Annotated in this window: 12 protein-coding genes; 1 reads left to right on the plus strand and 11 read right to left on the minus strand. The window is 48.8% G+C overall.

The features are described 5' to 3' along the window. Positions 1-9: 9 nt before the first annotated feature. Positions 10-1,932, plus strand: a complete 1,923-nt coding sequence (locus BFP76_RS00805; protein ID WP_099591281.1) for a bifunctional 5-dehydro-2-deoxygluconokinase/5-dehydro-2-deoxyphosphogluconate aldolase — start codon at positions 10-12, stop codon at positions 1,930-1,932. Between the two features lie 144 nt (positions 1,933-2,076). Here the strand turns inward: BFP76_RS00805 and BFP76_RS00810 are convergent, their stop codons facing one another. The 11 genes from BFP76_RS00810 to BFP76_RS00860 form a co-directional block, all read right to left on the minus strand. Then, the gene (locus BFP76_RS00810; RefSeq protein ID WP_099591282.1) at positions 2,077-2,955 is read right to left on the minus strand and encodes an amidohydrolase family protein; all 879 of its coding nucleotides are present in this window, start codon (positions 2,953-2,955) and stop codon (positions 2,077-2,079) included. Then, positions 2,952-4,442 (minus strand): tripartite tricarboxylate transporter permease, encoded by a 1,491-nt coding sequence (locus tag BFP76_RS00815; protein WP_099591283.1) that lies wholly within the window; start codon positions 4,440-4,442, stop codon positions 2,952-2,954. The genes BFP76_RS00810 and BFP76_RS00815 overlap by 4 nt, the downstream gene beginning before the upstream one ends. Next, positions 4,439-4,915, minus strand: a complete 477-nt coding sequence (locus BFP76_RS00820; protein ID WP_165775617.1) for a tripartite tricarboxylate transporter TctB family protein — start codon at positions 4,913-4,915, stop codon at positions 4,439-4,441. The genes BFP76_RS00815 and BFP76_RS00820 overlap by 4 nt, the downstream gene beginning before the upstream one ends. A 31-nt stretch (positions 4,916-4,946) precedes the next feature. Next, the gene (locus BFP76_RS00825) at positions 4,947-5,906 is read right to left on the minus strand and encodes a tripartite tricarboxylate transporter substrate binding protein (protein WP_099591506.1); all 960 of its coding nucleotides are present in this window, start codon (positions 5,904-5,906) and stop codon (positions 4,947-4,949) included. Between the two features lie 60 nt (positions 5,907-5,966). Beyond that, positions 5,967-7,499 (minus strand): aldehyde dehydrogenase (NADP(+)), encoded by a 1,533-nt coding sequence (locus BFP76_RS00830; RefSeq protein WP_099591285.1) that lies wholly within the window; start codon positions 7,497-7,499, stop codon positions 5,967-5,969. A 1-nt stretch (position 7,500) separates the two neighbouring features. Further along, the gene (locus BFP76_RS00835) at positions 7,501-8,415 is read right to left on the minus strand and encodes a dihydrodipicolinate synthase family protein (protein WP_099591286.1); all 915 of its coding nucleotides are present in this window, start codon (positions 8,413-8,415) and stop codon (positions 7,501-7,503) included. Between the two features lie 3 nt (positions 8,416-8,418). Then, the gene (locus BFP76_RS00840) at positions 8,419-9,594 is read right to left on the minus strand and encodes an L-rhamnonate dehydratase (RefSeq protein WP_099591287.1); all 1,176 of its coding nucleotides are present in this window, start codon (positions 9,592-9,594) and stop codon (positions 8,419-8,421) included. 15 nt (positions 9,595-9,609) lie between these two features. Further along, positions 9,610-10,626, minus strand: coding sequence for a 4-hydroxythreonine-4-phosphate dehydrogenase PdxA (locus tag BFP76_RS00845; RefSeq protein ID WP_205661334.1), 1,017 nt, complete (start codon positions 10,624-10,626; stop codon positions 9,610-9,612). Continuing rightward, on the minus strand, positions 10,623-11,903 hold the full coding sequence (locus tag BFP76_RS00850) for a TRAP transporter large permease (protein WP_099591288.1): 1,281 nt from the start codon (positions 11,901-11,903) through the stop codon (positions 10,623-10,625). The genes BFP76_RS00845 and BFP76_RS00850 overlap by 4 nt, the downstream gene beginning before the upstream one ends. Then, positions 11,900-12,463 carry a TRAP transporter small permease gene (locus tag BFP76_RS00855; RefSeq protein WP_099591289.1) on the minus strand — a complete coding sequence of 188 codons (564 nt, stop codon included), beginning with the start codon at positions 12,461-12,463 and terminating at the stop codon, positions 11,900-11,902. Before BFP76_RS00855 ends, BFP76_RS00850 begins: the two co-directional genes overlap by 4 nt. A gap of 64 nt (positions 12,464-12,527) precedes the next feature. Next, on the minus strand, positions 12,528-13,622 hold the full coding sequence (locus BFP76_RS00860) for a TRAP transporter substrate-binding protein (RefSeq protein ID WP_240513947.1): 1,095 nt from the start codon (positions 13,620-13,622) through the stop codon (positions 12,528-12,530). Between the last annotated feature and the right edge of the window lie 33 nt (positions 13,623-13,655).

The raw sequence follows: 13,655 nt of genomic DNA on the forward strand, positions 1-13,655 counted from the left end.
AGACAATAAATGACAAACCAACAAAACCCCAAAAAATACGACATTATTACCATCGGACGGACCTGTGCGGACCTTTACGCTGACCAAGTTGGTTGTCGCATGGAAGATGCGCGTAGTTTTTCCAAATATATTGGTGGGTGCCCGACAAATATCGCCGTAGGAGGAGCACGCCTTGGTCTTAAAACTGCGCTTCTCAGTCGTGTTGGAGACGATCAAATTGGGCGCTTTGTCACCGAAACGCTGATAGCTGAAGGTGTTGAGACTAAAGGCCTTGCAATTGACCCCGATCGACTGACCGCGCTCGCATTTTTGGGAATAGAAGATGATCGAAACTTCCCTTTGCTGTTTGTGCGTACGGACTGCGCAGATTCCGCACTTAGTGAAGACGACATCAATCCAGAATTTATCAAATCTGCAAAAGCTATTGTTGTCACTGGCACACATTTTTCCCAACCTCATCTCGAAGCAGCAAGCTTCAAAGCAATTAACATTGGGAAAGATGCTGGCTCCAAAATCGTTTTTGATATCGATTATCGCCCCAATCTTTGGGGTTTGTTAGGCGCGGGAGAAGGCGATGTAAGATTTGTCGCGAATGAAGCCGTCACCAAACGCGTCCAAACAATCCTTCCGCACTGTGATGTCATCGTGGGAACTGATGAAGAAGTGCATATCGCCGGTGGCTCAACTGACACACGTGAGGCCTTGGTAAACATTCGAAAAGTTTCCGACGCCATGATCGTTTTGAAAACAGGTCCCAAAGGTTGTCTTGTGTTCCCAAGTGAAATTCCAGAAAATTTGGACGATGGTATTTCCTCTCAAGGATTCCCAGTAGAAGTGTTCAACGTTCTCGGTGCGGGTGACGGTTTCATGGCGGGGTTTCTACGCGGTTATGTACGGGACCTACCACTCGAAGAATGCTGTCGAATCGCCAATGCTTGCGGTGCCCTGGCGGTATCACGCCATGGCTGCGCTCCCGCATATCCAAGTTGGGAAGAATTAGAGTTCTTCCTTGAACGTGGAGTAGTCAATCCACGGCTTCGTGAAGATGCAGATCTCGAACACGTTCATTGGGCGACCAATCGTCGAGGTCACTGGGATAACGTCTGCGCCTTCGCGATCGATCACAGAATGCAACTTGAAGCAATGGCGAGCGACGCGGGTGCTGACCCATCTCGTATAGAAGAATTCAAAAACCTCGCGCTGGACACAATGATTTCGTCACGCAGCGAAGGTATGATGCTCGGCACGCTCCTTGATACGACATATGGACGCCAGGCATTATTTCGCGCGGAAAAAGAAGGGCTTTGGATTGGGCGGCCGGTTGAAAAACCTGGTTCCCTCCCACTCGTGTTCGAAGGTGCGGCATCACTCGGTGCAGAGGTTAATTCTTGGCCAGATGATCATGTCATCAAGTGTCTGGTATTTTACAACCCAGACGATCCGCTCGATTTACGCCGCACACAGCTTGACCAATTGCACCGCCTTGCATCAGCGGCGCGCCTGTCTCGCCACGAGTATTTGATTGAAATAATCCACACTGAGACTGGAAAAATGGGAGACACTGCAACTTCGATAGCTATGCAGCAAATGTACGATGACGGCTTGCGCCCAGATTGGTGGAAACTACCAGATCAAACAAATTCTGGCTGGGAAGACGTCGGGAAAGTAATTCGAGACAACGACCAGTGGTGTCGTGGTGTTCTAATGTTAGGCCTTGATGCACCAATAGATACGGTAGTCGATAGCATCTCACGTGCCAGCCAGCAGCCTTTCGTACGTGGGTTTGCAGTTGGTCGGACTATTTTTGGCGAGGCTGCGCGTGCTTGGCTGGCGAATGAAATTGATGACCTTGCCGCCCAAGCGTTGATGAAGAAAAATTTCGATATACTAATCCAAAGCTGGGTACAGGCCCGTCAAACACTAGCAGCGTAATAATTGCACCAAACAAGCACCTATCAAACGAAGGTCATCGAGATCACTTTGATAGGTGTAAAATGATCGACGACCAAGCGCTTCTCGAACAAATGGCTTTAGCTTTCAAAAGCACAAATTTTTCATTTGCTTGCTACAAACCGATCAAAGCCCGTATACTTGCTTAGCGGTTTTATAGAACAGTTGATCTCTGTCGCCTTCAGCGTCAGCAGATGTCACATCCATAAAACCAGAGTAAATAGTATCAAAAGAACCGCAAAGACCATCTACAGGGAAATTTGACGCAAACATCGCGCGCTCAGGGCCAAATGTATTTATGCAAAACCGAATAATGTCTTTATTGTCGGCGATGGACCACGCACGCTCGGGTAATCCAAGTCCTGATATCTTCACATAGGTTTGGGGTAACGCAGCAAACTCAGTCATGGCGGCACGCCAACCAGCAAGACCCTCTGCGGAACGATCAGACGGTAATCCCGCATGATTTAAAACGATTTTGGTTTCGGGTGCGAGTTGTGCCATATCAATGGCTTCGTTCAGATGCCACCAAGGTGTCTGCAGGTCAAAAATCAATCCGCTATCCGCGAGACGACAAAAACCTTCGCGAAACGCCTTGTCCATCATACCGCCCACAGCACCACCCGGCCTGTCATTAAACCTTGGCTTGTGCCTCACCGAACGCACGATAGGCAGGGCTTGATAGGCTGCTAACAACTCAACAATATTGTCGCTATCCAACCAAGCTTGTGCAACATGCGCCGCTGGTCGCCCAGTCTCGTCATGTTGTCGTTGCATCCAAATTGCCTCACCCGTTGGATCCGCTGGATCCCATTCACCTTCCATGGTCACTGTCGCGACAACGTCCCAATCTTGGGTAACGACGTCATATTCAGAATTCATAAACTTATCGCAAATGGATGAATAGTCGCCATAGCGAAAAGGGATCATCGGCTTATCCCTTAACCACGGATGATAATTTGCGCTCGGATCCCAGTAATGATGATGTGCATCAATAATTTTCATGTTCGCACCCCTTTAATTTTACGACGTCGCCAAACACCAAACACCGGAAATATCCAAACAAACAAAACGCATACTCCCAGAAAAGCTGCGACGGGGCGAGAGAAAAATATCGCAATATCTCCTTGCGATTTCAGCATTGATGTCACAAAATTAAATTCTAACATCCCTCCCAAAACTAAGCCTAAAATTGCTGGGGCTATTGGGATTTCGTTTTCTTCAAACAGCCAACCAACAATACCGAACACAAGCATCGTGAGCACTCCGAACGCAGTGTTATTGATCGCATAACTTCCCACAATACAGCAGGCCAAGACAACAGGGGCGAAATAGGCTGGTGGAATACGTAACAAGTGACGAGATGCCTTGATGATTGCCCAACCGAATGGGATTAACAATAAATTAGCCATCAAAAATGCGAAGAAGATTGCATAAACCAACTCAGGCGTTTTAACAAAAATGATTGGACCAGGCTCAAGACCTTTGAGATACAAGACACCGATCACTATAGCCGTGATACTATCACCCGGAATTCCAAATACTAATGTTGGAACCCAAGCTCCCGATAACGCTCCATTGTTCGCAGCGCCCGCCTCTATCAATCCTTCATCATGTCCTTTTCCAAATTTTTCTGGCGTTTTCGAGCGTCGCTTCGCGATCGCGTAGGCAACCCAAGCTGCAATGTCAGCTCCTGCGCCGGGTAGAGCGCCAATCACCGAGCCGGTTAAACCACCTCGCAAGAGATTGCGCCAACGCTTACGCATTGCAGTCCCAAGTCCGCGAAACACAGGCCCCATGGTTGGGGGCTCTTGCTTTGTAGCGCGCGCAGTGATGTTTCGCAAAACCTCAGGTAAAGCGAACATACCGATCATCGCCGGGATAAAACTGACGCCACCTGTCAGCTCGATTGATCCAAATGTAAATCGTGGTTGCCCCGCGACCGCATCGATTCCAATAGTGGCAACCCAGAGACCGAACAAGAGCGACAAGACGCCTTTGATCTTCGAGCCCGCTGAAATGATCGCCGCGCAACTCAGCCCTAATAAAGCCAACCAAAAATACTCAACTGAAGAGAAGTTAGTGGCAAACCGCGCTAAAATTGGCGCAGCTGTCATCAACAGCAAAACACCGATTACGCCCCCGACACACGCCGATATCATACTTAGTCCCAATGCATACTCAGGGCGACCAGACTTGGATATAGCATGCCCATCATCCACATAAGCGGCAGACGCAGGGGTACCTGGTATGCGCAAAAGTGTGCCGGGTATGTCACCAGAAAATATCGCCATGGCAGCCAGAGCCGCGATCGCAGATATAGCGGGAACTGGATCCATAAAAAACGTAATCGGAACCAAAAGAGCCACCCCCATAACAGCGGTGAGCCCTGGGATCGCGCCAATGATAATTCCCAGAAAGCTAGCAACAACGATTGTTACGATCACCTCTGGTTGCGTTACGAGTACGAACGCTTCGGCTATCGCGCTCATGTCAGTACACTTTCAATAAGACCATAGGAAAGAGGCACGCGCAAAAGCTTGCCAAATACAAAGAACAAGATGAACGACATCACGACCCCAGTGGCAATAGAAGGCCAGAGTCGCCCTTCGGCGAGCATTGCCAGCGCCGCGATTAAACATGCTGTTGTCAAGATAAAGCCGAGTGCTGGTGATATAATCACCCAAATTACGATGGCTGCTAATGCCGCAAGTACCTGCAAACCAGAACGACCCTTTAAAATTTCATTCACTTGAAACAATGCACCATTGGCCCCAGTCACCGTTTGTACGAACCCTGTCAAAATCAACGCGACGCCGAGAATGCGCGGAAAGAAAGCAGAGCCAAACTGTTGCCCGGGAATTTCTCGAAATTCAAGAGTTCCGGCAATCACGCCTAGCCCACCTAGGATGGTAAGCCCACCAATAATGCGGTCATTTATTTTCATAAGAATAATGAGCGCCAAACCATAATGATATACTTTGGCACCCCTCCCTTTACTTTGCCAAACCAAGATCAGTCAGAAGCGATTTGGCCTCAGATGCAAACCCCTTGGCAAAAGTGGTGAAGTTTTCTGAACCATCAAAAACTGGGGTAATGCCTCTTTGCGCCAGCGCTTCTTGCACAGCCGTTGATGCATGAGCTTTTTTGGCAGCGGTTTCAATTTTAACTTTGATGTCTTCGGGCAGACCAGCAGGTGCACACAAAGAGAACCAATTGCTCATAGACCAATCAACCCCACTTTCTTTTAATGTTGGCAAATCTGGAAACGCCGGCGAGCGTTCATCGGCCATAATTGCGAGCATTTTGACCTCGCCTGCGCTTGCTAGCGCGCGCGCCTCGATCGGTGATCCACTGAATATCGAAATGCCATCAGCAACAAGATCCTGAAGTGCAGGAGCACCCCCTTGTGACGGGATAAACTGCACTGTATTTACATCACCACCAGCGGATTTCATCATGCCCGCAATCGCCATATGCCATGGCCCACCGAGACCTGAACCAGAAGCACTTAACCCCCCTTTTTTCGCCGCATCAACGACTTCTTGAACGGAATTATATGGACTATCCGCAGAAACAGTTACACCTGCTGGAATTTCCGCAAGCCGTGATACCAAATCAAAGCTTTCAGGTGTGATCGGAGCAAGGCCAATCGTGTCAAAATAGGTTATTTCAGAAGTACACGCTCCCAACGTATAACCATCAGCACGTGAATGTGTAATCGCTGAATGCCCCACAACACCAGAGCCACCTGTACGATTAACCACGTTTATCGGTTGCCCCAAAGCCTCCTCAAAACCAACTGCGAATATACGTATAATAGTATCGGTACCGCCACCTGCCCCCCACGGCACAATGACCGTGACAGGACGTTCGGGGTATTCAGCCAATACAGGGTTTGTCCCAAATGCTGCAAACGCAGCGACAGCGGAAAGTGTTAGCGTTGATAGTTTCATGATTTCCTCCTCCAAGGTAAATTTTTTGCGACGCAAAGATTTCCCCTGCGTCGCCATTTGTTAAGTCGTGCTAGGCATCAAAGCATTTGGAATGTTTTGAAAACAGACTGGACGTAAAAACCGTCTGATCGCCATCGTCCCAACTGATGTTGCACCAAAGTTTGTTGATGCTGGATACGGTCCGCCATGAACCATCGTGTCACAAACCTCGACACCCGTTGGGAAATTATTGGCCAATATGCGTCCTGCTTTTCGCTCAAGTATAGGCATCAGACATCGACCAAGGTCAGCATCTGCGTCATCGAGGTGCAGCGTACAGGTCAATTGCCCCTCAAGGCTTTTTGCGACGGCTATCATTTCATCTTCATCTGCGACGCGAACTACTAGTCCAAGTGGGCCGAAAACCTCTTCGCCAAGCTCTGTATTTGCTAACCACGCCTTACCTGTTGTTGCATAAAGATTTGGTTTAGCACTACGCTTAGCTGACGCGGTGCTCAACAGCGTTTGCACTTCTGACGATCCCGCGACACGGTCCCTACCCTTTTCGTATGCGACCGCGATCCCGTCGGTGAGCATGGTCTGCGCATCAACACCGTTTAGCGCGGACACAGATTCAGAAATGAAAGAGTCAGCACCATCGCTATCAATCACAACAGCTATCCCGGGGTTAGTGCAAAATTGACCCGCTCCCATTGTTAGCGATCCAGCCCAACCTTTTGCCAGCGCTTCGCCACGGGTGGACAACGCCATTGGCAACAAGAACATTGGATTAACAGAACCAAGCTCACCGAAAAATGGAATAGGTTCTGGACGCTGTGCACAAAGATCAAACAACGCACGCCCACCTGCCAATGATCCTGTAAATCCAACAGCTTTGATAAGCGGGTGCTGAACCAAAGCTTGACCTGCTTCAAGTGTGCCGCCTTGAACCAGTGAAAACGTACCTGGATGCAAATCGCATGATTTGATTGCTGCGTGAATTGCCTCTGCGATGATTTCGCCCGTACCAGGATGTGCACCATGCCCCTTTACAACCACAGGGCAACCGGCCGCAAAAGCGGCCGCTGTATCGCCACCAGCAGTGGAAAACGCTAATGGAAAGTTCGACGCACCAAACACCGCGACAGGACCAATCGGCCGCTGGATCATTTTCATATCGGGACGTGGCATTGGTTGACGATCAGGTAGTGCCACATCGTGACGTTGATCAAGGTAATCGCCTTTTAAAATGTGTTCGGCGAACATTCGCAACTGACCAGTCGTACGCCCGCGCTCACCTTGCAAGCGACCCTCTGGTAGACCTGTTTCTCGTGTGCCAATTTCAGTAATTTCATTGGCGCGCTTCTCGATTTCATCTGCAATCGCATTCAAAAATGCAGCACGTTCGACACGGCTTGAATAACCGAAGGTCCAAAACGCCTCCTCTGCCGCGACACACGCACTTTCAATATGTTCTGGAGTACCTACAGAAAAAGAATGCGCTTCACCATGTGCGGGCTCCGATAAAAACATGGCCTCTCCAGCTACCCATTCGCCTGCAATCAGATGTTTTCCGTGGGGTTTGAATGATGTGCCTTTCCCAGTCAAAGTCATATTATTTTCCCCATTTCAAGACAAGTGGATCAAGTGGTTGTAAAAGGGTTATCAACCGTGAGCGCGTATCAGGATGAAGCGGTTCCATTGGGTGGCGACAGAATTCGGATTTAATCACGCCACCTTCGACCATTGCCGCCTTGCAGGAACGCCACAGGCATTGGCGGTTTTCGTGATTGATCGCCATGGCAACGCGCCCATAAGCCGCCGTTGCACCCTGCATATCACCCGCGCGGTGCAAATCGATCACTGGTTTGATTTGATCAACGATCATCCCAGATGTCATCGCACCCGTAGCACCTGCATCCAAATCGGCCAGCAATGTAATGCCTTCTTCACCGTCAAATGGGCCCTCGATTGCATCACCACCTTCTGCGATGAGTGCACGCAATTTATTGGCCGCAAATGGGCATTCGATTTTGAACAGTTTCACCATTTCAATTTCGCGCGCCATTTTCACCAATAACGGCACAGGCAGATCAACGCCAGACATTGGCGCATCTTGGATCATGATCGGAATACCAACAGCCCCCACCGCAGCGAACTGTTCATAGGTTTGGGTTGGATTGCCGCGCAATGTTGCCCCATGATAGGGAGGCATAATCATCACGATATCCGCGCCCAGATCCTTGGCCAGTTGCGCGCGTTCCACGGCGATTTGTGTGGCGAAATGGCTGACCGTGACAATCATTTTCACGCGTCCAGCAACATGTTCAAGACACAAACGTGTCAAGATTTCGCGCTCCGCATCAGAGATCAAAAACTGTTCGGAAAAATTGGCCAGAATACAGATACCATCTGCACCCTGATCAATCAAACAATCCAGAACACGTTTCATCCCATCCAGATCAAGCGTGCCATCGGGGTTAAATGGCGTTGGCGCAACGGGCCAAATACCTTGGTACATTGGATTCATGATCTATTCCTCGATGTCAAAGTTATGGAGGTGTTTATCGCTGATGGTGATGCCCAAACCTGGGATGTTGTCATCCAGATCAAGGAAGCCATCCACGGCCTCTGGGTCGCCTTCAAAGATATAGTAGAACAGCTCGTTACCGACCTCGACATCGAACACAGGGAAATATTCGCTGATTGGGCAATTCGCATTCGCCATGGTCAGATGGTAATTGTGCATCTGGCCTGCGTGGGGAATGACGGGGATTTGATGCGCCTCTGCAATCGCATTGATTTTTTGTGCCGCAGTAATGCCGCCAACACGATTGGTGTCATATTGCAAAACGCTGACAGCTTTTTTCTCGATCAGCTCTTTGCAACCGATGATCGAAAATTCATGTTCGCCACCCGAAATTGGTACGCTGCCCATCGCGTTCAATTCGGCGTAACCTGCAACATCATCGGCGATCACGGGCTCTTCTAACCAGCGCGGTTCGAATTTTTCCAATTTGGGCAACATGCGTTTGGTGTAATCCAAATTCCAACCCATGTAGCATTCAAGCATCAGATCAACATCATAGCCCAACACTTCGCGCATCGCTTCGACACGCTTGAGGTTTTCGCGCATGCCTTTCATGCCATCCTTGGGGCCATAACCAAAACGCGTTTTATACCCTTGGTAACCGTTTTTCTTGGCTTCTTCTGCTTCGGCTTGCATGGATTCAATCGAACCTGCGTAAAGCTTAGAATAATAGACAGGGATTTTTTCTTTGGTACGCCCACCCAGCAATTTGAACACGGGTTTATCAACCAGTTTGCCCATCAAATCCCAGATCGCCAGATCAATGGCGGAAATGGCGGTCATGCCAATCCCTTTGCGCCCCCAAGCGTGGGTACGACGATACATTTTTTCCCAAAGATAGGCATAATCAAACGGGTCTTCGCCAATCACAAGGGGCGCATACCAATCATCAATCGCCTTTTTCACAACGGATGGCGCAAGGGCGGCATTACCGATCCCAATTGTGCCATCATCGGTTTCAATTTCAACGGTCAACCATTGGTGAAACCGAAATGATGACATCGCATCGCCCTTGGTCCAAAGCGTATCAGACGCATTTGTGCAAAAATTCCCCGTAGGCGGAACCGTTGGCCCCTTCCAATTCCAAACGCGCGTGCGTACCGATTTAATCTTGGTCATTCATTTATTCCTTTTTTAATTTGCAGCACGTTCAGCGCGATGATTTTGAGCCATACGGACAAGAAGATTAAACGCTTGTAATGTGGCGCCCACGTTGGCTTTGTTAAGTCCCGCAATGTCGAAAGCAGTGCCATGCGCTGGTGTGGCTACGGGGATCGGGAGGCCACCAGCAACCGTAACGCCACGATCAAAACCCATGAGTTTAATCGCAATCTGTCCTTGGTCATGGTACATTGTGACAACAGCATCCACTTCTCCGCGCTGCGCCTTTAAAAAAACTGTGTCAGAAGGCCAAGGACCGGAGACATTTTTTTGTTTTGCGCGCACGGACTCGATAACAGGTTGTAGAATATCAATTTCTTCGCGCCCGAATTTACCGTTGTCTCCTGCATGTGGATTAAGTGCGGCAACAGCAATATGTGGTCGCATTTTACCAGCCCGTTTAAGCGTTTCTTCGGCAAGCCCTATAGCCCGCTCCACGCCTTCCCCAGTGATTTTTTCTGCTACATCACGTAGACCAATATGACTGGTCACGCGCGTGGTCATAAGGTCATCCAAAACATTAATTTCGCTATGATAACCTTCGAAGTTCAAATAGCGCGCCATATAGCGATGTTCATCTTCGGCATTCAATCCAGCGCTGGTCAAGGCAGCCTTGTTGAACGGTCCAAACAACACACCATCAACGTCACCAGCCATCGCAAGATCAAGCGCTTTATCTAAGCAGCGTAAACTCGATGTTCCACCTGCGACGGTAACCTCGGATATTTTAACATCTATGGGATCAATCGTGTCCATCGAAAGCCACGACAGACCAGATGACTTGCCCACGTCGGCCTCTTCAATTTGTGAAAGATCAACATTCAAGTCAGCCTGACTTGCGCCTTGTTCCCATATATGTGCATCTCCGATCAAAACGATATCAGCAGCTTCACAAACACCTTCTTCGTTTAACAACTTAGCAATTAACTCTGGTCCAATCCCCGATGGATCCCCTGGAATAATTGCGATGCGTGGTTTCAATTTTGTCATTGGAAGTACCCTGTTAGTGCGAGTGAAACTTGAGGTACGTAGGTAACCAGCAAGAGAATAAAAGCGAGAACACCGATGAATGGCAAGTTGGTGCGAGACGTTTCCCAAATGCCAGCTTTAGCAATCGAGCAAGATGTGATCAGAACCGATGCAACCGGCGGTGTTTGTTGGCCAATCGCAAGGTTGAGCGTAACCATAATGCCAAAATGGATTGGATCGATCCCAACTGCATTTACCAACGGCATCACGACAGGTACGACCAAGATGATTGCAGCTGCCCCATGAAGGAACATCCCCAAAACCAACAAAAGCAAATTCAAAAGTGCGAGTACAATTAATGGGTTTGTAGTTAGTTCAGTGATTTGCTGCGCCAACTGCTGTGGCACCTGTGCCTGAGTAAGGAATAAGCCCAGCGCGGCAGATGTCGCCACAAGCAACATGACGACACCCGTTTGGCTGACACCTTCCAACATTACCTTGCGCAGTCGCGATACATCGAGGTCGCGATAGATGAATATACCGATAACGAGTGCAGCAAGCACAGCCAAACCAGCACCTTCAGTCGCGGTAACAACACCAGAAAAAATACCACCAAGAATGATAACTGGCATCATTAACGCCCAGATAGCTTCCTTGAAAGAACGCCAAATATGGCAAAGATCAAAACCTTCAGCACGCGGCAGATCATAGCGAACAGCAAGCATGTAGGTGACCGCCATAAGCAACACGCCCCCCAACACGCCAGGTACAATACCCGCGATGAACAGCTTGAGCACAGAAACTTCGGCAATCGCACCATAAAGGATCATAGGGATAGATGGCGGTATAATAATTGCAAGTGACGCCGATGAAGAAGTAATCGCGGCCGCCAGTGTGCGTGAATATCCACGCTTCTTCATCTCAGGAATTAAAACGGTACCTGTCGCAGCAACATCCGCCACTGCAGAGCCGGAAATTTCGGCAAAAACCATAGAAACACCGATATTTACCATACCAAGCCCACCGCGTACAAAACCGATCAGCGCAGTAACAAAATTAATCAGGCGCACAGATATACCCGATGTATTCATCAGATTACCTGCAAGAATAAACAGCGGAATTGCGATCAGTGGAAACGAGGTTGATCCAGAATATAAAGCAATCGCCATATCATAGAGCGTCGCACCGCCTGGTGTGAGCAAAAGGCCACCCATGGCAACGATCCCGATTGCAACTGCGATGGGCACGTTGATCAAAATTAATCCTATCAAAGCCAAAGTCGTAAATAGTAATATCATTTTGGTTCGTCCTTTGACGTCGCGGCTACGTTTTCACGTTCAGCATCTGCGATGGCTTGTTCAATCTCCGCATGATCGACATCTATCCCCGCAGCTGCGTTGCGCAATGCGCGGGGCATAGTCAGAAAGGTACCGATAATCATGAGCACTGCAGTTATTGGAATAACGGATTGGACGATGTCCAAGCTCATCCAACGAATGCTTAACAGAGAGTCCCATTTGGCCACTGCCAGCACCGCGTTTCCATACCATGCAACAACTGCCAGAAAAGCGATGACCAAAAATTCAGAAAATATAGCTAACGCAACTGCAGCACGTTTGGGGAGCGCAGTTACAATGCCACCAAAGCTCATATGCTGGCGCAAGAAAAGCGCATAAGTTGCACCAAAATAAGTCAGCCATGCAAGCAATACGCTCGCGATTTCATCATACCATGACGGTGACGCCCCCAAATAACGCATGGTCGTTGCGTAAACGACAGACAGCGCCAATGCGATCAGAAGTGCAAGACATATCGTCTCTATGAACCACAACAGCCCTTTTTCAATTTTCGCAATCACTGCAAAACCTCCCTACTATTGGAAAATGCGGCCGGCGTTAGCCGGCCAACACATCTACGATGACCTATTCGGCCAACTCTTGGGCGCGTTTCACTAAGGCTTCGCTACCCTCAACTGCTTCGGCAAATGCCGCATAGATGGGCGCGGATGCTTCGATGAAGGCCTTTTTGTCAGCCTGGTTAACTTCAACACCTGCGGCCTTGACCTTCTCTACAAGATCATTGTCAGCAGCTTCACCCTGAGCCAGAGACCAATCTTGAATAGAGGCCGCGACATCGATCGCAGAAGATTGAACATCCTCTGGTAGTTCATTCCAGTCATTCAAACCGCTCGTCAAATAGGTCGGCGAATAAACATGTCCTGTTAAGCTGAGGTATTTCTGCACTTCTTGAAAGTTTGCCCCCGTAATGTTGGTCAACGGATTTTCCTGTCCGTCCATTGTACCTGTCTGCAAAGCAACAAAAACTTCTGAAAATGACATCGGCGTCGGGTTAGCACCCCACTCCTTAAACATAGACACACGCCACTCAGAAGACGGCGTTCGGATTTTCAGCCCCTCCAAATCAGCAGGCGTATTGATCGGCCGCGTGTTGTTGGTAATTTGACGAAATCCATTTTCCCACGTCGATAAAACTTTCAAACCAGCAGTTTCAGCTTTTGGCGCAAGATCGCTTTGTACGATTTCAGCGTCGATCGCCTTAAGATGTTTGCGATCTTGCACAAGGAACGGCATGTCAAACAACGCAAATTCTGGCGCTACATTTGTCATGATCGATGAAACCAAAGTAAACTGCACAGTACCAAGGCGCAGCTTTTGCAGCAGTTCCTTTTCATCACCCAACTGCCCGTCTGCATAAAACTCCACGGTGTGCGCATCACCAAGCTTGGCCTGGAGATCTTCTGCGAACTTGGAAGCACTGCGTCCCTGAAGGCTGTTTGAAGCAGCCCCAACAGCAACAATATAAGTTTCTGCGGCCACTGGCGCAGCGGCAAGCACAAGTGTCGACAGACTAGCGAAGACGCCATTGCGAATAGTTTTCATAATATTTTCCTCTCTCCCTTTTGCAAATAACATTTTGTATATTTGCATCATGTATTTTGTATACACAGCAAAATATCGACTATCAAGAAAATTTTGGATATTGTATTCAAAAGCCAAACTGACTACCTAAAAGTCCGAAAAACAAAGAGA

It is taken from the genome of Paramylibacter kogurei (genome assembly GCF_002742285.1).
GTDB classification, from domain to species: Bacteria; Pseudomonadota; Alphaproteobacteria; order Rhodobacterales; family Rhodobacteraceae; genus Amylibacter; species Amylibacter kogurei.

Bases quoted from the DNA above. Each gene is read 5' to 3' on its own strand.
- BFP76_RS00835 (WP_099591286.1), bottom strand. From the start codon at position 8,415: ATGAATCCAATGTACCAAGGTATTTGGCCCGTTGCGCCAACGCCATTT.
- BFP76_RS00805 (WP_099591281.1), top strand. From the start codon at position 10: ATGACAAACCAACAAAACCCCAAAAAATACGACATTATTACCATCGGA.
- BFP76_RS00840 (WP_099591287.1), bottom strand. From the start codon at position 9,594: ATGACCAAGATTAAATCGGTACGCACGCGCGTTTGGAATTGGAAGGGG.
- BFP76_RS00830 (WP_099591285.1), bottom strand. From the start codon at position 7,499: ATGACTTTGACTGGGAAAGGCACATCATTCAAACCCCACGGAAAACAT.
- BFP76_RS00815 (WP_099591283.1), bottom strand. From the start codon at position 4,442: ATGAGCGCGATAGCCGAAGCGTTCGTACTCGTAACGCAACCAGAGGTG.
- BFP76_RS00810 (WP_099591282.1), bottom strand. From the start codon at position 2,955: ATGAAAATTATTGATGCACATCATCATTACTGGGATCCGAGCGCAAAT.
- BFP76_RS00825 (WP_099591506.1), bottom strand. From the start codon at position 5,906: ATGAAACTATCAACGCTAACACTTTCCGCTGTCGCTGCGTTTGCAGCA.
- BFP76_RS00845 (WP_205661334.1), bottom strand. From the start codon at position 10,626: ATGACAAAATTGAAACCACGCATCGCAATTATTCCAGGGGATCCATCG.
- BFP76_RS00850 (WP_099591288.1), bottom strand. From the start codon at position 11,903: ATGATATTACTATTTACGACTTTGGCTTTGATAGGATTAATTTTGATC.